Genomic DNA, 20,133 nt, shown 5'->3' on the forward strand with positions numbered 1-20,133 from the left:
GGTTTTTGGGGCGATGGTAGCCGCCACACGGTGGCAACCCCACCCCCCGTAAACCCGGATCACCCGCACCGACTCGGCACGAAAGCTACTATATTGATAGCAACTCAGACATATGGCACTAGCGCCTGGGGTTGCTGGGGCACAAAATCAGGCTGCCAACCCGTTCACTGCCTGGAACATCGACTGCCGTGCCTGGCTGATGATCTGGCCCTTCCACGCGTCCGTGTCGGTGTAGAAGGCCGCCAGCATTTGCGCCTTGATCTGCGCGGCCTTGTCAGCGGGGGTCTCAGGGTGCAGGTTGAGCCATTGCTCGGCACGAATGGCGTTCATCACGTCGAGCACGGGCACCGTGCCGTACTCCATGGCAATGCCGGTGTACTCGGCATGGGGGCACTCGTCGTAGATCGAGGTCCACATCAGGCCGGTGAGAAAGGCCGAGGTGGACGAGCCGTCGTAGATCGACGTGACCGGCGTGGCGCCGCCGCCGTCCCACCAGGCGCGTGCGCGGGCCACGGCCACGGCGTCGTCATTGCCGGCATAAATGCGCTCGCCATGGCCGCTGGGGCCCAGGCCGGTGTGCAGGTCAATCCAGGCAATCTTGGAAGCTGCGGCACCGTGCTGGCGCAGCACCTGGCGCAGCGTGCGGTTGCTCCAGGTGGGCTCGGTGCCGCCAAAGAACACACCCTGCGGAAACTCGTGCTGGCCCTGCGAGATGGCGGCCTGCCATGCGGCCTCGCCCTTGGTGGCGATGTACTGCTGCACGGCGGCCAGGTTCTCGGGGCCAGGAGGCCATTGCTCAGGCAGAAGCAGGGGCTGCACCTCGCGGTAGGCAGTATTCACCGGCAGGGGCTTGCTGAAGTCCTGGAAGTTGCGGTTCAGGTCCACGTTCTCGTGCGTGAAGCGGCGCACGTGCGAGAAGCCATACGGGTTGAGCGCATGGATGTAGAGCGTGGCCACACCGGCATCGCGCGCCTTGGCGCGCCATTCGGCGTCGTGCAGCGCAAACACCTGCACGCCGCTGCCGCAGTAGCCCTCGACGCCGTGGCAGGCGCTGCTCACGATGAGCAGCTTCTTCGCATCGGCCGGACCGTCGCGCACCACGTCCATGGCCAGGTCTTCGCCGTCGCGGCCCTTGAGCGGGTGGGCGTGCGATTCGATGGGCAGGCCGGCGGCTGCGGCGGCCTCCAGAAACTTGGTGCGCGCCTGGGCATAGCTGGGCGAGAAGGCTTCAACGATTCCGGTCATGGGCAGGGCTTTCAGGAGTCAGTGGGAAGACAAAAAGAAAACCCGGGCACGCGCGCTGCGCGCGCCCGGGTGGTTGGGGTAGCGCCGCCTCAGGCCGCTTTGGCGGGCTGGGCCAGCCACTCCTCGGCCAGCTTGACCCAGTAGGTCGCGCCCAGCGGAATCAGGTCGTCGTTGAAGTCGTAGCTCGGGTTGTGCAGCATGCAGGGGCCGCCGCCGTGGCCCATCTCGCGGTGGGCGCCGTCGCCGTTGGCGATGAAGCAGTACGCACCGGGCTTGGCCTGCAGCATGTAGGCAAAGTCTTCGGCACCCATGGTGGGCTCCTGGACCACCACCCGCTCTTCACCCACGATGCCGGTCATGACCTTGCGGGCAAATTCGGCCTCGGCGGGGGAGTTGACGGTGGGCGGGTAGTTGCGCACGAACTCGAACTCGCAGGTGGCATCGTGCGCAGCGCAGTGGTTCTCGGCGATCTGGCGCATGCGCTTTTCGATGAGGTCCGTGACCTCGGTGGTGAAGGTGCGCACCGTGCCCTGCAGCTCGACGCTGTCGGGCACCACGTTGGTGGCCTCGCCCGCGTGGATCATGGTGACCGAGATCACGCCCGCGTCCACCGGCTTCTTGTTGCGGCTGATGATGGTCTGGAAGGTCTGCACCATGCCACAAGCGATCGGTACCGGGTCAATGCCGGTGTGCGGCAGCGCCGCATGGCCGCCCTTGCCACGGATGGTGATCTTGAATTCGCTGGTCGATGCCATCACCGGGCCGGGGCTCACCGCAAAGGTGCCCACAGGCATGCCGGGCCAGTTGTGCATGCCGTACACGGCCTCCATGGGGAACTGCTCGAACAGGCCGTCCTCGATCATCACGCGGGCACCACCGCCGCCCTCTTCGGCTGGCTGGAAGATCAGGTACACGGTGCCGTCAAAGTTGCGGTGCTTGGCAAAGTGCTGCGCGGCCGCCAGCAGCATGGCCACATGGCCGTCGTGGCCGCAGGCGTGCATCTTGCCCTGGTGCTTGCTGGCGTGAGCAAAGGTGTTGAACTCCTGCATGGGCAGGGCGTCCATGTCGGCGCGCAGGCCAATCGCGCGGCCGTTGGCGCCCCCATCGCGCCCCTTGACGATGCCCACCACGCCCGTCTTGCCCAGGCCCCTGTGGATGGGAATGCCCCACTCGGTGAGCTTTTGCGCCACCATGTCGGCGGTGCGCACTTCTTCGAAGCACAGCTCGGGGTGGGCGTGAATGTCCCGGCGCACCGCTGCAATACTGGCCGCCTGGGTGACGATGGAGTCAATAACGTTCATGATATGTGTCCTTACGATCTCACAGTCTAGCCCGGGAGCAACACACGTGCCAACCCGGGTTATTCGCTAGCCGCCCATGATTTCTGCCCACGCCCTCGAACTTGCGCAAACCCTGGTGCGCATGAACACCGTCAGCCACAACTCCAATCTGGAGCTGATCCACTTCATCCGCGACCACCTGGCCAAACTGGGCGTGAAAAGCCGCCTGACCTTCAACGAGGACAAGACCAAGGCCAACCTGTTCGCCACACTGGGCGAGGGCAAGCCCGCGGGCATCATCCTCTCGGGCCACACCGACACGGTGCCGTGGGACGGGCAGGACTGGACCATGGACCCGCTGAGCGCACTGGTCAAGGACGGCAATCTGTACGGGCGCGGCAGTGCCGACATGAAGGCCTTCATCGGCGTAGCCGTGTCGCAGGCCGAGCAGTTTTTGAACAGCGACGCGCCATTCGCCCTCCACTACGCGTTTAGCTACGAGGAAGAGATTGGCTGTTTTGGCGTGAAGGAACTCATCGCCGACCTGCGCGACGCGAACATCAAGCCCCTGGCCTGCATCGTGGGCGAGCCCACCAGCATGGTCCCCGCCATCGCGCACAAGGGCGTGTACCGCTACAAGTGCTGCGTGCGCGGCAAGGAGGCGCATTCATCCCTCACCCCGCATTCGGTCAACGCCATCGAGATGGCCGCCCGCGTGGTGGGCCGGGTGCGCGACATGGCGGAAGACTTTGAAAAGAACGAGCCCCGTTTCGAGGGCTTTGACGTGCCGTTCTCCACCAGCAGCGTGGGCCAGTTCCACGGTGGCATTGCCGACAACGTGGTGCCGCGCGACGCCGAGTTCCGCTACGAGTTCCGCGACCTGCCCACGGCCAACGCCGCGCAGATGCAGTCCGAGGTGGTCGCCTACGCCAAATCGCTGGAGCCTGCGATGAAGAAGGTGGCGCCCGCAGCAGGCTTCGAGTTCGAGACCATCTGCGAGATTCCGAGCTTTCTGGGCAGCAAGGACGACCCAGTGACGCGCCTGGCGCAGGAACTGTCGGGCGAAAAAGGCACCACGCTGGTGGCCTTTGGCACCGAGGCAGGCCTGTTCAAGAACGCGGGCATCTCCACCGTGGTGTGCGGCCCCGGCAGCATCCAGCAGGCCCACCAGCCCGACGAGTACGTGAGCTTGGAACAGCTCGCGCGCTGCGAGGCGTTCATGCAGGGGCTGGCTGCCACCAACGCATTCGGCTGAGCGGCGCCGGACTGCAGGCCCTTTTCGCACGACGCTCATCCGCCAATACGTGAGGCGCCCCGCAAGGCGCCGCGATTCAACGCTGGCGACCGCGCTGGGCGCGCCACCCGAGGCCGCCCAACAACAGCGACATCAAAGCCCACATCCAGGGGCTCCACATCGGAATGGCAGTTGCGGAGGTCGGAGCGGCAGGCACAAGGCCCACGGGCAACGCCGCGGCCAGCACCTGGCCCACCGTCACTGTCTGTCCGCTGGTGCCTGTGGTTTCGGCATAGCCTGTGGGCGGCGTCACAAACAGCTGCACCGTGGTTACACCCGGAAGCTGAACACTGAAGTTCCCATTGATGTCGGTGACCGCTGCCCAGGTGCCCGCCTTGACCTGCATTGCACTGCGCAATTGCAGCGCGGAGGACGTGCCTTGCGTCACTTGTTGCAACGTGATCTGCACGTTCGCAAAAGGCGGTTCGCCCGCGTCCTTGACGCCGTTGCGGTTCAGATCCTGGAACACATGCCCCGTGAGCGTGCAATTGCAGGCGGCAATCGTGGTTACGTCGCTGGCGGTGTTGTTGCCCGGTGTGGAGTCTCCGCCTCCCGACACAGTGGCCGTGTTCGTTAACGACGCGGCAGCATTGACGCTCACTGCGACCGTCACCGTGATAGCCGGCCAGGAGGCCCCGGCAGCAAGCGTGTCGCTGCGCGTGCAGCTCAAGGCGGGGAGCACACAGCTCCAACCACTCCCTCCGAGGGCCGTGGCGGTGAGACCAGAAGGCAGCGTATCCACGACGGTCACGGTACCTGATGTGGGGCCTGCGCCGGTGTTGCGAACTGTCAGCGTGTAAACCGCGCCCACCTGGCCCTGGCTGAAATTGCCCGCATGGGTTTTAGCCAGCGTCAGGTCCGGCGCCAGGACCGTGGAAGTGACGGTAGTGGCATCGGTGGCGGTGTTGTTGCTGGTGTTTGTCTCGCCACCGCCACTGACCGCAGCCTGATTGGTGATCAGCGGCGCGGCATTGGCGGCCACGTTCACCGTGAGGGTGATCGCAGGGTATGACGCGCCAGCCGCCAGAGGATCGCTGCGCGTGCAGGCCAAGGTCGCCAACGTGCAAGAAGACCATCCGGCGCCGCCGATATTCGTGGCCGTGAGGCCTGCCGGCAGAGTGTCCGTCACCGTGACGGTACCGCTCGAGGGTCCGGTGCCCCTGTTGGTCACAACCAGTTGGTACTGTGCCCCCACCTGCCCTTGGGCGAAGTTGCCGGAGTGCGACTTGGCGATGGAGAGGTCGGGCAAGGCAGTCGGGTTGACGAAGCCCATGTCGGTTTGCACGCTCTGCGCTGACGCAACATGGACCGATGCCGGGTTGTTGAAGCCTGATCCCAGCGTAAGCCCTGCGGGGATGCCGGTGGTGACTGCTCGCACCGACCAAGTACCCAGCGGTACCACGCGTGCGTAGCGTCCCCCCGCGTCCGTGACTTCTTCATAGACCAGGGTGTTGCCGGCGTCAAAGAACTGCACGGACACGCCGGACAAGGGCAAGTCCTGCGCTGCGTCATAGCTGCCGCTGTTGTCGGTATCGTGGAACACCACGCCCGAGATCAGGCCTGCGTCTGCGCCCAGCACCACCACGTCTTCCGTGGTGGAGGCCAGAAAATCGTACGCCACCGTGCGGTTCTGCGGCGTGGCCCCGGCGTCATTCTGGTAGGTGGCGGTGCCCGCATTGGCCGACACCCGGGCCGCAAATCGAACGGCAATCACCTGACCAGGCTGCACGGTGAACGTTCCCCAGGCCAATTCCGTGCTCCCCGGTGCAGGCGCCGAGCCCGGCATGACGGGCGCGCCGTTGTTGCTCACTTCCGTGGTCGATTCATACTGGAAGCCGGACGGCAGCACGTCCGTCACGGACACGTTGGCGATGGCCGTGCTGGCGGTGTTGCGCACCTCAATCACATAGTCCGCCAGCCCGCCCGCTGCCACGGTAGGTGTGTTGGTGCGTTTGGCAACCACCAGCCCGCCCACCGAGGTGGACGCACTCGCCTGCACCGCCGGCCCGCAGGTGCCGCACTGGACGCTGGCTTGATTGAGGTACGTGCCTGCTGCTGATGGCAGAGCCACCAGACGCACGGAGCCCCCTGCCTGGGGCTCCAGACTGCCCAGACTCCAGCTCACCGTGTTGCCTGTGACAGAGGCGCTCGGCTCGGACGCAACCCACGCCATGCCAGCCGGCAAGGTGTCGGTCAACGTCACGCCAGCGGCCGTGGCGGTGCCGGTGTTCTGGTAAGTCAGCGTATAGGTGATGGCTGCCTGGACCAAGCTGCCCGTGGCCGCCGTCACGGGCGACGCCAGGGTGAGCGTAGTGGGCGACAGCGCGACCACGCGCGCCACCGAGCCGCCCACAGCCACGTACTGGTCGAGCGCAATCTGGCTGCTGTCGTTCACCCGCAGCTGCGTGGTGTTGGAGGCTGACTGGGTGAGCGTGGCTGCAGGGTAGCCGACTTGGGCGGGCGCCTGCTTGCTCAACGTGAGCTGTGGCTGGGCCGATGCCGTTACGGTAGCGGATGCTGTGCGTGCAGGTGCGTTCTGAGCTGAGGCGCTGGCCGTGTTCACGATGGGCGTGCTGCCCGCAGCCAGCGCCTGCACCGTGGTCTGGAAGCTAAGCGCCGCCGTGGCGCCCGAGGCCAAGGTGCCCACCTGGAACACCATGCGGTTGTTGAGGGCATCAAAGCTGCCCGTGCCCACGCTGGCGCTGTAGCTGCCGGCGTAACGCACGCCCGATGGAATGGGGTCGCTCACGACCACTGCGGTGGCAGGCGACGAGCCCGTGTTGCCCACGGTCAGTGTGTAGGTCACGGTGTCGCCCGGTTGGGCCGTGAGCGGGGTGGCGGCCTTGGACAGCGTCAGGTTCGGGTTGCCGCTGAGGGCCACGGTCACCGTGTTGCTGGTGCAACTGGCCGGGGGCGAGCCCCCCGTGCAGAAGCTGGAATCTGCCACGGTCGCCGTGTTGTCCAGCAGGGTCACGCCCACAGGCACGCTCGACGCCGAGGCATTCATCGTCACAGTGGCGGTGGCGGAGGCGCCGCTGGCGAGCGTGCCAATGGTCCAAGTCAGCGTGCCTGAGGCCTGCGCGCAAGAGCCTGCGGATGCGCCGCACGCGCCATAGCTGAAATATCCCTGCACCGGCAGAACGTCGCGCACCACCACACTGGAGGCACTGGCCTGGCCAGTGTTGACCACCGTGAGCGTGTACACCACGGCGCCGCCAGCCGACAGCGTATTGCGGTCGGCCGACTTGCTGATGGTGAGCGCCGGCGCCCCCCCTCCCGCGAGACTGCCCACCGTGGTGGCCACGGAGGCCGTAGTCACGGGCGTACCCGCCACTGCCAGCGAGGCGTTGTTGGTCAGCGTGCCACTGGCCGAGGCATTCGCCGTGGTCTGGATGACCAAGGTGCCGGATTCGCCGGCTCGCACCACGCCTGCTCCGCCACCGGTCGAGTTCACGGCGAATGTGTAGGGGTTGGCATAGGGCGTCGCCCCCAGGTTCACTGCATTGCCGTTCAGGGTGGCGCTCGTCATGGCCACATTGGCGGGCAACGTGTCCTGCAGCGTCACGCTGGCGGCATCGGCACCGCCCGTGTTGCTGAACGTCAGGGTGTACTGCAAATTGGCCGGCACGCTGTTCACCTGGGCCTGGTTCACTGTCTTGGTCAGCGTGAGGTTGGCGGGGGCGGCCGGATCACAGAAGGACGAACGCGAGTTGTAGGTCGTGCTGTTGTACCAAAAGGTCGGCGACTGTCCCGATCCGCCCAGCGTGAACCGCCACTCCAGCTGGTCGCCCGCGTTGATAGTGACCCCCGCCCCCACCGTAGTGGTGAAGTTCTGCAGTATTGCTGCGCCCTGGCTGTTGCTGACCCCTTGGGCGCTACTGCTGGCAATGGTCTGGTTGCGCGTCACGTTGAACAGCGTGACCTGGAAAGTCGCGTTGCCGTTACTGGACGTCATATAGAAGCTGATGGTGAGCGTCTTCCCGGCGGCATTGATGCCGCCGGCGGGGGCCACGCCCGGAAACACCAAGGTGGTGGTTCCCGGCTGTTCGTTGATGGCGACATCGCCTGCGGCGGGTGAAATCAAGGTAGCCGTGCGGCTGGTCGTGGGCCCATGGAAGTAGTACACCGCGCTGCACGAGGCCCCCGTCACCCCCACGTCCGCCGTGGCCGTCACGCCGGTGGCGTTGCCCGTCCAAGTCAGCCGGGCGGTGTTAGACAAGGGGTTGGGGAAGGTGAACGGGGTCGCCGAAGCCACTCCCGTGGTCAGCGTGACCGAGGCCGTGGCACCTGCAGCCACCGTGCCAAGATTCCACGTCACAACGCCGCCAGATTGGGCGCAGCCACCGGTACAGGACGTGAAGGTGGTGCCCGCCGGAAGCGTGTCGCTGATCACCACGCCCGTGGCTTGGCCGGTCCCGTAGTTGCGATAGCTCAGCGTCCAGACGATGGAGCCGCCCGGCGCAACGCGCACATTGTTGGCCGTCTTGCTAAGGGTGAACGCAGGAGTCGGCACGTTGACCGCCACCGTGGCCGAACCGCTGGCCGAAACTGTGGAGCCATCTGGTGCGGTGGCTGCCACCGTGGCGTTGTTGAGCAGCGCGCTGCTGGCATAGCTGGTGTTGACCATCACCGCAACGGTTGCCGTGCCGGAAGCCCCACCTGGCAACGCCCCCAGCGTCCAGCCCACCGTGCCGCCCACGTTGCTGCAAGCCGTGCCTCCGCTGCAACCCACATAGGTCACCCCGGCGGGCAGTGGGTCGCTCAACGTGGCACCTGTCACCGTGACGGCCGAATCGTTGGAATAGCGCAGCGTGTAGGTCAGCTGGGTGCTGCCGTCGGGGTTGATGCTGTACTGGCTGGGCGTCTTGGTAATGGACAGGCGGGCGGCATCCACTTGCAAGGCCACCGGGTTGCTGGTCAGGCTACCGTAACTGGTGGCGGCGCTGGCCGTGTTGTTGTAGTTGCCCGCCACCGCCCCGGCCTGGGCCACGAAGCTCAAGACCACGGCCGTGTTAGGCGCCACCGTGAGCGGGGCCGCCGGAACCCAAGACACCGTGCCCGTGGCATTGACCGACGGCGCGGCATAGCCCGTCACCGTCGTCCCACCGTTGGTGAACGTGGCCGTGGACTGGTACAGAAAGCCACTGGGCAAGGGGTCGTCGATGCGGCTCAGGGTGATGGGCGAACCAGTGCTGTTAGTCACCGTGACCGTGAAGGTAGTCGCGCCTCCGGTGGCGATGTTGGATTGGCTCACAGCCTTGCTGATCGTGGGAGCCACGCCGCAATCGTTCAGCGCCAGGCCCACAAGCGCCACCTGGCTGCCCGTGACCGAGGGGTTGCCCCACCAGTTCTCAGAGGGCACGGAGCCAATGGCGGGGTCATGGGCAGGCACGGTGGCGTAGCTGGTGCCGCCCACCTGGATGCGGTTCTGCGCATCGCCTGCAACGTACGAGAAGGTGCGGTTGTTCACACCCGAAGGCGTGACGCCCAAATCGACCTTGGTGTTGTCGTCCAGCGCCTGCACACCAATCAAGTAACTGCCCTTGGGCAGGCCTGCGCCGCTCCATTGGCCGGTCCAAGTGTTGAAGATGCCGGCGCGCAGGCTGCCATCTGCAGCAAAGGTCCAGCTGCCGCCATCGTCGGCCAGGCCGTTTCCGTTCGCGTCATGGTAGTAATAAAACCGCACCGCTTGCACAGAAGGGACGACCGCGCCATTCACCACGGCCAGCGTGTCCTGCACCGTCGCAGTCAGCGTGTAGCTGCCCGGGCAAGTGTTGGGCGGCGTGGCCACCACCTTTGAAACAATCGGCTGCGCGTAGGGTTCGGACTGATTGAACGACACATAGTCGCCAAACGGCGCCGGTGTGGCGGCCTCGCCCGTCCAGCGCGCATTGATGGCGCAGTCTTTCTGGAAGGGGTTGTTCAGGCTGTTGGCCGTGCAGAACACCATTGAGATGGGCGTGCTGCGCGTGATCTTCGGCCCCCCTTGCGCGCTCGCGTCCAGCATCTGAACGGGGATCTGGTAGTCGATGAAGAACTCGTTGCAGGGGCTGGACGAAACGCGTTTGGCGCGGGTGGGGCCGTAGTCCCACGTGGTCTCGGCGCTGCCGTTGGGCCACGTGGGCTGCGGCACGCCCGCGATGCGGTTGCCGAAATTGAGCAACCGGCTCGTGCCGGGGTCCACGAACGCGGTGGGGTTATGCGCCAGCAACCGCACATTCGTAGGATCGCCCACATAGTCCAGCGACTGGGTGGGCCGGCGGCTCCAGATGCCGGCAATGCGGTCAATGGAGGCAGAGGGCGAGCCCGAGGACCCGTCCAGGTGCGCGGCCAGGTCCAGGTAGCCGTCGCCATCCACATCGAACATCACGCTCCAGAGCGCGGAACTCCAGGGATCAGAAGCTCCATACGCCCCAGCACTCGGTCCCGTCGCGTAGGTGTTGGCAATCTGCTCCACCCGCCAGCGGAACATGATGACGTCCTGGGTGCCGTCGGTCGCTGCCCCCTGGCGCAGCGAGTAATACACGCTGGGGTAGGACTTGTCGACGCAGGACGAGGAGATGTTGACGTAGTTCTGTGGCGCGGTGCCCCCGTTGGAGGGGTCCTGCACGCGGGGGTCGGCAACGCCGCTCTGAAAGCGTGTGTAGGGGAGCCACTCGCCACACTGCTGGCCGCACTGCAAGGGATTCGCGGGCTCCGCGGGCCAAGCTACGGGAGGGAAATGCGCCGCTCAGTTGGACAGCGTGGGGGGAAACGGCTCGCCGGTAACTGAAGAACCAGCAATGACGAGAGCAACCGATGCCATCCCTTTGAGGATGGGCTTGAGAAAGTGAGCCATAGCGTAAACGTCCGTGCACTGCAGGCCCGCCCCCTGCCCTGTCTCGGACCGTAGCTAACCCCCTCCGGACGATGAACAACCCGCCCCGGAAGAGCAAATTATTCCCGGAGTCGTTGCTGCTACACCAGAACTGTTACTTGCTTTTGGCACAAATTGGAAAATTTGCAACACTTTGTCACATGCAATTCTCCAAGCCGCAGAGAAACAGCCACCTCCGTGAACACAGCCTCCCGGCCTGTGGAGGGAACTCGGGGGCAGCTCAGGTCCTCACGCGGCCGTCGCCGGTCAGCATCGACATCTCGACAAACTTCGATGCCGCATGGCTGGTGGGGCTGAACGACACCGGAAAGCCCGAGATCACCTGGTTGCCGATGGACTCCGTGCCGGCGATGAAGCTCTCGCGCGTGATCTTGCCGCTGGCCTGGGCCTGGCGCAGGCCCTCGGTGAAGACGCGGGCGGCCAGGTAGCCCTCCATGCTGGAGTAGTTGGGTTGGACCTTGTCGCCGCCCTTCTTGATGGCCTCCAGAAACTCGCGCGTGATCTGGCGCGAGGGTTGGTAGGGCGAGGGCACCACTTGCGACACCACCACGCCTGCGCCGTCCTTGCCCAGCTCGTCGGCCAGCGCCTGGGTGCCCACAAAAGACACGTTGTAGAACGTGCCGCCAAAGCCCGCCTTGCGCGCCGCGCGCACAAAAGCGGCGCTGCCGGAGTAGGCAGCAATCTGCACCACCGCATCGGGCTTGGCCGGCACCAGCTTGTCCACGGCCGCTTTCACGTCGCTGGAATTGCGCTCGACCGTGGCAGTGGCCACAGGGGTCAGCTTCAGCTCGGCCAGTGCACGCGTCACGCCGTCAAGGCCGGCCTTGCCGTAGGCGTCGTTCTGATAGAACACCGCGATTTTCTTGAGCCCCAGATTGGTGAGTTGGCGCACGATGAGTGCGGTTTCGTCGTAGTAGGACGCACGCACGTGAAAGATCAGCCGGTTGAACGGCTGGCGCAGCGCCTCTGCGCCAGTGAAGGGGCCAAAGAACGGCACCTTCTCCTTGGTGAACAGCGGCAGCGCGGCCAGGCTGGTGGGGGTGCCGATGTAGCCAAACAGGGCAAACACCTCGTCGGCAATCAGTTTGCGGGTGTTCTCGGCGCAGCGGTCGGGCTCGTAGCCGTCGTCCATGGTGTGGATCTCTACCATGCGCTTGCCCACGCCGCCCTGGGCATTGAGCTGGTCAAAAAAGAGCTTGGCGCCCTGGTTGAACTGCACACCCAGCTGGGCCGCCGGGCCGGTGAAGGCGGCCGACTGTCCCAGCACGATCCGGCCATCGCCCTGCGCACGCGCCAGACCAAACCCGCCCAGCGCCACGGCCCCCACACCCACTGAAAACTGCCGGCGGCCCAATACTGTCTGGTTCATGGTGAAATCTCTGCTCTTGTAAGAAGAAAGAAGGGGCATCCCCCTCCGCGCTGCCGGTAGGCAGCCCCGTGGAAACAGGGGTCATATATGCACGCCCGTTCCAACCCTGACAGCCAGTTTAACGATCCAGCCCCCGAATGCCCACGCCTTCTGACGCTAAATCCCCTCCATCGGCCCTGATTCAGGTGCGCGGCGCCTGCCCCCACGACTGCCCCGACACCTGCGCCCTGCTGACCACCGTGGACGAGCACGGCGTCGCCACCCGTGTGCAGGGCAACCCCGACCACCGCCATACCGACGGCGTGCTGTGCGCCAAGGTGAGCAAGTACACCGAACGCAGCTACCACCCCGAGCGCGTGCTCACACCGCTCAAGCGCACAGGGCCCAAAGGCCCGGGCAGCAGCGGCCAATTCGCGCCCGTGACCTGGGACGAAGCCCTGACCGACATCGCCCAGCGCCTGCAGTCCATCGCCGCGCGCGCGCCCGAGGCCGTTCTGCCCTACAGCTACGCGGGCACCATGGGCATGGTGCAGGGCGAGAGCATGGACCGCCGCTTCTTCCACAAGCTGGGCGCCTCGCAGCTCGACCGCACCATCTGCGCATCCGCCGGTGCCGAGGCGTTGGTCCAGACCCTCGGCGGCAAGGTGGGGATGAAGGTGGAGTTCTTTGCCGAGTCGCAGCTCATCCTCATCTGGGGCAGCAACTCCATCGGCAGCAACCTGCACTTCTGGCGCTATGCCCAGCAGGCCAAGCGCAATGGCGCCAAGCTGGTGTGCATCGACCCCCGCAAGAGCGAGACGGCTGACAAGTGCCACGAGCACATAGCCCTGCGCCCCGGCACTGACGCCGCGCTGGCACTGGCGCTGATGCACGAGCTGATCGTGAATGACTGGCTGGACCACGACTACATCGCCCGCCACACGCTGGGCTGGGACCCGTTGCGCGAGCGCGCACTGCAGTGGCCGCCCGAGCGCGCGGCCGAGGCGTGCGGCATTCCGGTGGAGCAGATCCGCCAGCTGGCCAAGGACTACGGCACCACCAAGCCCGCCGCCATCCGCCTGAACTACGGCATGCAGCGCGTGCGCGGCGGCGGCAATGCCGTGCGCGCCGTGGCCTGCCTGCCAGCACTCACGGGCGCCTGGCGCCACCGCGCGGGCGGCGTGCTGCTGTCCAGTTCGGGCCAGTTCCCGGCGCAACGCGGCGTGCTGCAGCGGCCCGATCTGATGCCCGCCAAGACGCCGCGCACCATCAACATGTCCACCATTGGCGACGACCTGCTGCGCGACACGTCCGTCCAGTTCGGCCCCAAGGTCGAGGCCATCGTGGTCTACAACAGCAACCCCGTGGCGGTGGCGCCTGACTCGGGCAAGGTGGTGCAGGGCTTTGCGCGCGAGGACTTGTTCACCGTGGTGCTGGAACACTTCCGCACCGATACGGCCGACTACGCCGACTACATCCTGCCCGCGACCACGCAGCTGGAGCACTGGGACATCCACCTGAGCTACGGCCACACCGACGTGCTGCTCAACCGCCCTGCCATCGCGCCGCAGGGCCAGGCGCGCAGCAATGCGCAGATTTTTCGCGACCTGGCAGCGCGCATGGGCTTCACCGAACCGTGTTTTGCCGACAGCGACGAGACCCTGTGCCGCCAAGCCTTTGGCGACGCGGTGGACTACGCACTGCTCGAAAGCCAGGGGTTTGCCACGCTGGCGCTGCCCGATGCGCCGTTTGCCGAAGGCAATTTCCCATCGCCCTCCGGCAAGTGCGAGTTCTACAGCGCCCGCCTGGCCGCGCAGGGCCTGGACGGCTTGCCCGACCACCTGCCCAACTACGAGCTGCAGGGCACCAACGCGCGCTACCCGCTGGCGATGATCTCGCCGCCCGCGCGCAACTTTTTGAACTCCACCTTCGTGAACGTGCAGAGCCTGCGCACCCTTGAAGGCCGCCCGCTGCTGGAGATCCACCCCGATGACGCCGAGGCGCGTGGCATCGCCAACGACGCCGTGGTGCGTGTGTTCAACGACCGGGGCAGCTACTTGTGCCACGCCACCGTCTCGCGCCGCGCGCGGCCCGGTGTGGTCAACGGCCTGGGCATCTGGTGGCGCAAGCTGGGGCTGAACGGTACCAACGTGAACGAGGTGACCAGCCAGGCGCTGACCGACCTGGGCCGTGCGCCAACGTTTTATGACTGCCTGGTGGAGGTAGAGGCCAGCGCGGAGGAAACGCAAACACTGGCATCTGCCTGATCGCGTTCATCTGTGCAACCGGTTTGATATCAATTTAATAGCATTCAGCGCATACTCCACTAGCACTACAGGCTGGTTTTACTAAAAATCCCCCCTCAGTGTGCGTGCAAAGCGTTCGTTGACGGGGCTGCGCCCTCTGCACCCACGCCCCCTGGCGTCAGCGCCAGAAAGTGGTGCACCACTGGCCGCTCCGGCCCGACATGGAAGCGCAGCGCCTCCGCTTGCAGGTCGGCATCGGCCTTGGACACGCGGTGGTGCTGGCGCAGGTGCTCCGCCCAGGACTCGACCAGGAACCATTCGATGACCCGGCCCGGCTCTACCGTGTGTTCGGCCACGCCCCAGGCGTAGGCGCCGTCGCGGCGGCGTTCTTGGGACAGGTGTTGCATCGCCAGCAGGAAGGCGGGCAGGTCGGGCTTGGCGATGCGGTATTCGATCTGCACCATCACCGGACCCCGGTCGTGCGCGACGGGCTCGGCCAGCAGGGGCTCGGGCCAGTGGTTCGATGGCTGCAGGTCGGCTTCGCCGGTGGGCAGCTTCACGCGGTGAAAGATGAGCGACGCCACGACCAGCCCGGCCGCGCCGGCCAGCAGCGTGACCGGCGGCCCGGCCTGCCCCGCGATGAGGCCCCAGCCCAGGCTGCCGGCGGCCATCGCGCCGTTGAAGACCATGAGGTAGATGGCCAGGCCCCGCCCGCGCACCCAGTTGGGCAGCACGGCCTGGGCCACGCCGTTGAGCGTGGTCAGCGCGATGATCCAGCCCAGGCCCAGCACCAGCATCAGCGCCACGGCGGCCCACTGGGGCGGGGCCACGGTCAGCACGCCCATCACGGCTGCGGTGAGCAGCGAGGCCAGCAGCACCAGGCCGTCGGTGTCCAGCCGCTGGCGCAAGCGGGGCAGCAGCACGGCGCCCAGGATGGCGCCCGCGCCCACGGCGCCCAGCATCACGCCGTAGAAGCCGGCCGTGCCGCCCAGCATGCGGCGCGCCACCAGTGGCAGCAGCGCCCAGACGGAGCTGGCGAACAGGAAGAACACGGCCGCGCGCAGCAGCACCACATGCAGCTCGCGGCTGGCGCGGGCATAGCGCACGCCGGCGCGGAAGGCGCCGAAGAACTGCTCATTCAGGCCCGACGCCTCGGCCTTCGGGCGCTTCCACCACAGCAGCGCGGCGATCACGAACACATAGCTCAGCACGTCCAGGCCGTAGGCCATGGCCGCGCCGAAGCTGGCCAGCAGCAGGCCGCCGGCCGCAGGGCCGATGGCGCGCGCAATGTTGATGCCCAGCGAGTTGAGCGCCACGGCGCTCTTGAGCTCGCTGCGCGGCACCAGCTCGGGCACGATGGATTGCCAGGTGGGCCCCATGAGCGCGGCGCCGATGCCGCCCACGAAGGTCAGCGCCACGAGCCACTCCACGGTCAGCGTGTGGGTCTGCGCCAGCACCAGCAGCGTGCCGCTGACGGCCGCCAGGAGCACCTGCACGCCGATGAGGAAGCCGCGGCGGTCCAGGATGTCCGACAGCACACCTGCGGGAATGGCGAGCAGGAAGACCGGCAGCGTGGCCGCCGTCTGGATCAGCGCAACAGCCGTGGGGCTGGATGAAAGCTCGGTCACCATCCAGGCGCTGGCCACGTCGCGCATGAAGCTGCCGATGTTGCCCAGCACCGTGGCGGCCCAGAGCACCGCAAAGACAGGGATGGCCAGGGGTGCGAAGCTGCCGGACGCCGCAGCCGCAGGTGCTGCCGGCGCGGGTTCGGAGTGGTTGTGGTGATCGTGGTGATCGTGGTGATCATGCGGCATGGTGGCCTCCGAGGTCGTGCCAGGCGACGAGCAGCATGCCGCCCACCAGGCCCCAATGTTCAAAGAATGCGTTGGCGCTGCGCTGCCGCTCGGGTGGCGGCGCAGCCCAGAAGCGGTCCGCCAGCAAGGCGGCGAGCACGGTGAAGCCCGCCAGGGCCAGCGCCCCGAGCCAGCGGTACCAGCCCGACAGGATGAGCGCCGAGGCCGAGAGCTGCAGCACCAGCGTGGCGGCGGCGATGGGCGCGGCGGGTGCCAAGCCGAGCGAGCGCACCTCGGCCACGGCCCCGGCAAAGTCACGGGCCTTGCCGATGCCGCCCTGCAGGTAGGCAGCGCACAGGCACAGCAGCGCCAGCGTCTGCACCCAGGGCGCGGTGGCGGCCGATTGCAATGCGTGCTGCACGGTCACACCGCCCAGCAGGCACAGCCCAGGGCGCCCCAGAAGCCCTTGAGGTCGGACACCGGCAGCTTGCTGCTCCAGGCCGTGGCGTGGGCATGGCCGTGCAGGTTGCAGTTGCTGGCGCAACCGCAGTTCGCGGCAGCATTGCGCAGGACCGATTGCAGCGGCGCGCCTTCCTGCGCGCCCCAGGCGCCATAGCCGCCGAAGGTGCGCACAGGCGACCAGTCGGGCATGGCGGGCGGCGGGGCGGCGTCGTCGAAGCGCGCGAAATCGCCCGCGCCATAGACCACCTTGCCGCCCACCACGGTGAGCAGGGCGGTGGTGTCGGCGATGTCGGATTCGGGGCAAGCAAAGAAGTCGCGGTCGGGCACGACGAGGTCGGCCAGCTGGCCCGCTTCGATGCGGCCCTTCTTGCCCTGCTCGTTGCTGAACCAGGTAACGTTCTCGGTCCACATGCGCAGGGCCTGGTCGCGGGTCAGGCAGTTGCGCTGCGGCGTGAGCTGCAGGCCGCCCACCGTCTTGCCGGTGACGAGCCAGGACAGCGACACCCAGGGGTTGTAGCTGGCCACGCGGGTGGCGTCGGTGCCAGCGGACACGTTGACGCCCTTCTCCAGCATGCGCTTGACCGGGGGCGTGGCCTCGGCCGCCGCGGCGCCGTAGCGCTCCACGAAGTACTCGCCCTGGTAGGCCATGCGGTGCTGCACGGCCACGCCGCCGCCCAGGGCCGCGATGCGATCGATGGACTTTTCCGAAATGGTCTCGGCATGGTCGAAGAACCAGTTCAGGCCGGCCAGCGGTGTGTCCTGGTTGACCTTCTCGAACACGTTGAGCGCGCGCTCGATGGTCTCGTCGTAGGTGGCGTGCATGCGCCAGGGCCAGCGGTTCTGGGCCAGGATACGCACCACCTCTTCCAGCTCGCCCTCCATGCCAGGCGCCAGCTCGGGCTGGGGTTGGCGGAAGTCCTCGAAGTCAGCGGCAGAGAACACCAGCATCTCGCCCGCGCCGTTGTGTCGGAAGTAGTCCGTGCCCTGCTTGTACTGCGAGGTGGCCGTCCAGTTCAGGAAGTCTTCCTTCTCCTGCTTCGGCTTTTGCGTGAACAGGTTGTAGGCCAGGCGAATGGTGAGCTGGTCGGCATCGGCCAGCTCCTGGATGACGTCGTAGTCGTCCGGGTAGTTCTGCATGCCGCCGCCCGCGTCGATGGCGCCCGTCACGCCCAGGCGGTTGAGTTCGCGCATGAAGTGGCGCGTGGAGTTGACCTGGTAGTCGTGCGGCAGCCTGGGACCCTTGGCCAGCGTGGCATACAGGATGGCCGCGTTGGGCTTGGCCAGCAGCAGGCCCGTGGGATTGCCCGCGCTGTCGCGCACGATCTCGCCACCGGGTGGTGCGGGCGTGTCCTTGCCGTAGCCCACGGCGCGAAGGGCGGCTCCGTTGAGCAGCGCGCGGTCGTACAGGTGCAGGATGAACACGGGCGTATCGGGCGCCACGGCGTTCAGCTCGGCCAGCGAGGGCAGGCGCCTTTCCACGAATTGGTGTTCGGTAAAGCCGCCCACCACGCGCACCCACTGCGGCGCGGGCGTCACGGCCACCTGACGCTTGAGCATGGCCATGGCGTCGGCCAGGCTCTTCACGCCGTCCCAGCGCAGCTCCATGTTGAAGTTGAGCCCGCCGCGGATGATGTGCAGGTGGTTGTCGATGAGCCCCGGCAGCACGCTGCGCCCGCCCAGGTCGATGACCCGCGTGCCCGCACCGGCCAGCGCCATCACCTCGCGGTCGTCACCAACCTGCGTGAAGCGCCCTTGCGCAATGGCGACCGCACTGGCCGTGGGGTTGGCGCGGTCTAGCGTAGTGAAGCGGCCGTTGCGCAGGATGAGGTCAGGGGTTTGGGCGGGCGTATTCATGGTGTTCGGACTTCGAAATTTCAGCAATGGCAGAGCGCAAAGAGTGCACCAGATTTCGTAGCGAGCGGGCCGAGGTCGCACCGAGGACCGCAGCCGTACTTGCGTACGGCGAGGACCGCAGGTGCGAGATCGGCCCGCGCAGTAGAAAGATGGTGTGCTCTTTCAGGCTTCTTGGGCGTTGAACATTGTTTTGGCGTAGGTGATGCCCAGGCCATAGCCCCCGCCGAACTTCCTGGCGATGCCCGTCGTCATGTCGTACGTCTCGCCGCGTGCCCAGTCGCGCTGCAGCTCCAGCAGGTACTGCAATGCCGTGATGGGCCGCGCGCCGGCCTGCACCATGCGCTCCATGGCGCGGTTGTGGGCTTCGGCCGAGATGTCACCGCTGGCGTCGGCGATCACATACACCTCGAAGCCCTGGTCCAGCGCCGACAGCGCCGGGCCCACGATGCACACGCTGGTCCACAGGCCGGCCAGCACGATGCGCGGCTTGCCGATGGCGTTGACACGGGCGATCACGGCCTCGTCTTCCCAGGTGTTCATGGAGGTGCGGTCCAGCAGCGCCTGGCCGGGGAACGGTGCGGTCACTTCCTCGAACATGGGGCCGCTGAAGCTCTTCTCGGCCACGGTGGTGAGGATGGTGTCCACGCCAAACCCGGCGGCTGCGCTGGCCACCAGGCCGGCGTTGGAGCGCAGCGTGATCGCATCGATGGAGTGCGTGGCAAAGGCCATCTGCGACTGGAAATCGATCATGACCAGGGTGTGGTCGTCGGCGTTCAGCAGCGTGGCGCCGGGCTTGGCGTAGGCGACGGGGCGGGCGGCGTTGGCGCTGGCAGTCGTGGTCGTGTTGGCGTGGGTCATGGTGAACTCCCTGGAAATTGAAGATGAAGTGCGTCGAGAAGAACAGACAAAAAAACGAGTCAAGGCAATGCGGCTGGCCGGGGCGCAAGGGATGGGCGGCATCGCCCACCCATCCGCACCTCAGTGCGCCCCATCCGCTCAGTGCGGCATCGTGGGCAGCTCGTTGGGCCGCAGGTCGAACACCAGCACCTCGGCGCCTTCGCCGTGGGCAAAGCGCAGGGCCCCGGCGTCGCGGATGCGGGCGCCGTCGCCTTCGGACAGCCGCTCGCCGTTCACTTCCAGGCTGCCGCGGGCCACGTGCACATACACGTTGCGGCCCGGGCCCACGTCCAGATCGGCCGCTTCTTCGCTGCCGTCGAACAAGCCGGCATAGACCCGGGCGTCCTGGTGCACGGCCAGCGATCCGTCGGCCCCTTCGGGCGAGATGATCTGGCGCAGACGGCCGCGCTTGTCGGCCTCGCTGAAGTGCACCTGCTGGTAGCGGGGTGCGGCGCCGCGGGCACCGGGCACGATCCAAATCTGCAGGAAGTGCACGGGCTCTTCGCCCGAGTGGTTGAACTCGCTGTGGCGCACGCCGGTGCCGGCGCTCATCATCTGCACGTCACCGGGGCGGATGACCGAGCCGGTGCCCATGGAGTCCTTGTGCTCCAGCGCGCCTTCCAGCACGTACGAGAAGATTTCCATGTCGCGGTGCGGATGGGTGCCAAAACCCTTGCCCGGGGCCACGCGGTCGTCGTTGATGACCAGCAGGTCGGAAAAGCCTTGCTGGTGGGCGTCGTGGTAGTGGCCGAACGAGAAGGTGTGGCGCGAATGGAGCCAGCCGTGATTGGCGTTGCCGCGGTGTTGGGCTTTGCGGATGTCGAGCATGGTGTCTTC

The 20,133-nt window shown here is 66.6% G+C and carries 11 protein-coding genes; 2 read left to right on the forward strand and 9 right to left on the reverse strand.

Annotated elements, in window-relative coordinates:
* Window positions 1-147: 147 nt before the first annotated feature.
* Both ASD94_RS21530 and ASD94_RS21535 read right to left on the reverse strand, forming a co-directional pair.
* Window positions 148-1,245, reverse strand: coding sequence for a M14 family metallopeptidase (locus tag ASD94_RS21530; protein WP_056647569.1), 1,098 nt, complete (start codon window positions 1,243-1,245; stop codon window positions 148-150).
* Window positions 1,246-1,334: 89 nt separating this feature from the next.
* Window positions 1,335-2,546, reverse strand: a complete 1,212-nt coding sequence (locus tag ASD94_RS21535) for a M20 aminoacylase family protein (protein WP_056647572.1) — start codon at window positions 2,544-2,546, stop codon at window positions 1,335-1,337.
* A gap of 76 nt (window positions 2,547-2,622) precedes the next feature.
* Between ASD94_RS21535 and argE the strand changes: the two genes are divergently transcribed.
* Window positions 2,623-3,780 carry an acetylornithine deacetylase gene (gene argE, locus ASD94_RS21540; RefSeq protein WP_056647574.1) on the forward strand — a complete coding sequence of 386 codons (1,158 nt, stop codon included), beginning with the start codon at window positions 2,623-2,625 and terminating at the stop codon, window positions 3,778-3,780.
* Between the two features lie 76 nt (window positions 3,781-3,856).
* Here argE and ASD94_RS21545 read toward each other — a convergent pair whose 3' ends face one another.
* Entirely contained in the window at window positions 3,857-10,429 is a 6,573-nt protein-coding gene (locus tag ASD94_RS21545) for a DUF11 domain-containing protein (protein WP_156391494.1), read from the reverse strand.
* 487 nt (window positions 10,430-10,916) lie between these two features.
* Window positions 10,917-12,065 carry an ABC transporter substrate-binding protein gene (locus ASD94_RS21550; RefSeq protein ID WP_056647581.1) on the reverse strand — a complete coding sequence of 383 codons (1,149 nt, stop codon included), beginning with the start codon at window positions 12,063-12,065 and terminating at the stop codon, window positions 10,917-10,919.
* A 137-nt stretch (window positions 12,066-12,202) separates the two neighbouring features.
* Here ASD94_RS21550 and ASD94_RS21555 point away from each other — a divergent pair, with 137 nt between their 5' ends.
* Window positions 12,203-14,311: a molybdopterin-dependent oxidoreductase gene (locus tag ASD94_RS21555; protein WP_056647583.1), complete on the forward strand. Its 2,109-nt coding sequence runs from the start codon at window positions 12,203-12,205 to the stop codon at window positions 14,309-14,311.
* Between the two features lie 95 nt (window positions 14,312-14,406).
* On the opposite strand, the gene ASD94_RS21560 is transcribed toward ASD94_RS21555, so the two are convergent.
* From ASD94_RS21560 to ASD94_RS21580, 5 genes are all read right to left on the reverse strand, one after another.
* Entirely contained in the window at window positions 14,407-16,104 is a 1,698-nt protein-coding gene (locus tag ASD94_RS21560; RefSeq protein WP_056647587.1) for an MFS transporter, read from the reverse strand.
* Entirely contained in the window at window positions 16,094-16,504 is a 411-nt protein-coding gene (locus ASD94_RS21565) for a DoxX family protein (RefSeq protein ID WP_056647691.1), read from the reverse strand. Before ASD94_RS21565 ends, ASD94_RS21560 begins: the two co-directional genes overlap by 11 nt.
* Before the next feature lie 2 nt (window positions 16,505-16,506).
* Window positions 16,507-18,399 carry an amidohydrolase gene (locus ASD94_RS21570; RefSeq protein WP_056647589.1) on the reverse strand — a complete coding sequence of 631 codons (1,893 nt, stop codon included), beginning with the start codon at window positions 18,397-18,399 and terminating at the stop codon, window positions 16,507-16,509.
* Window positions 18,400-18,561: 162 nt separating this feature from the next.
* Window positions 18,562-19,257: a hydrolase gene (locus ASD94_RS21575; protein WP_056647592.1), complete on the reverse strand. Its 696-nt coding sequence runs from the start codon at window positions 19,255-19,257 to the stop codon at window positions 18,562-18,564.
* Between the two features lie 138 nt (window positions 19,258-19,395).
* Window positions 19,396-20,124 carry a pirin family protein gene (locus tag ASD94_RS21580; RefSeq protein ID WP_056647594.1) on the reverse strand — a complete coding sequence of 243 codons (729 nt, stop codon included), beginning with the start codon at window positions 20,122-20,124 and terminating at the stop codon, window positions 19,396-19,398.
* Window positions 20,125-20,133: the final 9 nt, after the last annotated feature.

The organism is Acidovorax sp. Root70 (genome assembly GCF_001428225.1).
GTDB lineage: Bacteria > Pseudomonadota > Gammaproteobacteria > Burkholderiales > Burkholderiaceae_C > Acidovorax.

Excerpts from the sequence above, each read along its gene's own strand:
- ASD94_RS21550 (WP_056647581.1), bottom strand. The coding sequence starts at position 12,065 with ATGAACCAGACAGTATTGGGCCGCCGGCAGTTTTCAGTGGGTGTGGGG.
- argE (WP_056647574.1), top strand. The coding sequence starts at position 2,623 with ATGATTTCTGCCCACGCCCTCGAACTTGCGCAAACCCTGGTGCGCATG.
- ASD94_RS21580 (WP_056647594.1), bottom strand. The coding sequence starts at position 20,124 with ATGCTCGACATCCGCAAAGCCCAACACCGCGGCAACGCCAATCACGGC.
- ASD94_RS21560 (WP_056647587.1), bottom strand. The coding sequence starts at position 16,104 with ATGCCGCATGATCACCACGATCACCACGATCACCACAACCACTCCGAA.
- ASD94_RS21575 (WP_056647592.1), bottom strand. The coding sequence starts at position 19,257 with ATGACCCACGCCAACACGACCACGACTGCCAGCGCCAACGCCGCCCGC.
- ASD94_RS21555 (WP_056647583.1), top strand. The coding sequence starts at position 12,203 with ATGCCCACGCCTTCTGACGCTAAATCCCCTCCATCGGCCCTGATTCAG.
- ASD94_RS21535 (WP_056647572.1), bottom strand. The coding sequence starts at position 2,546 with ATGAACGTTATTGACTCCATCGTCACCCAGGCGGCCAGTATTGCAGCG.
- ASD94_RS21570 (WP_056647589.1), bottom strand. The coding sequence starts at position 18,399 with ATGAATACGCCCGCCCAAACCCCTGACCTCATCCTGCGCAACGGCCGC.
- ASD94_RS21530 (WP_056647569.1), bottom strand. The coding sequence starts at position 1,245 with ATGACCGGAATCGTTGAAGCCTTCTCGCCCAGCTATGCCCAGGCGCGC.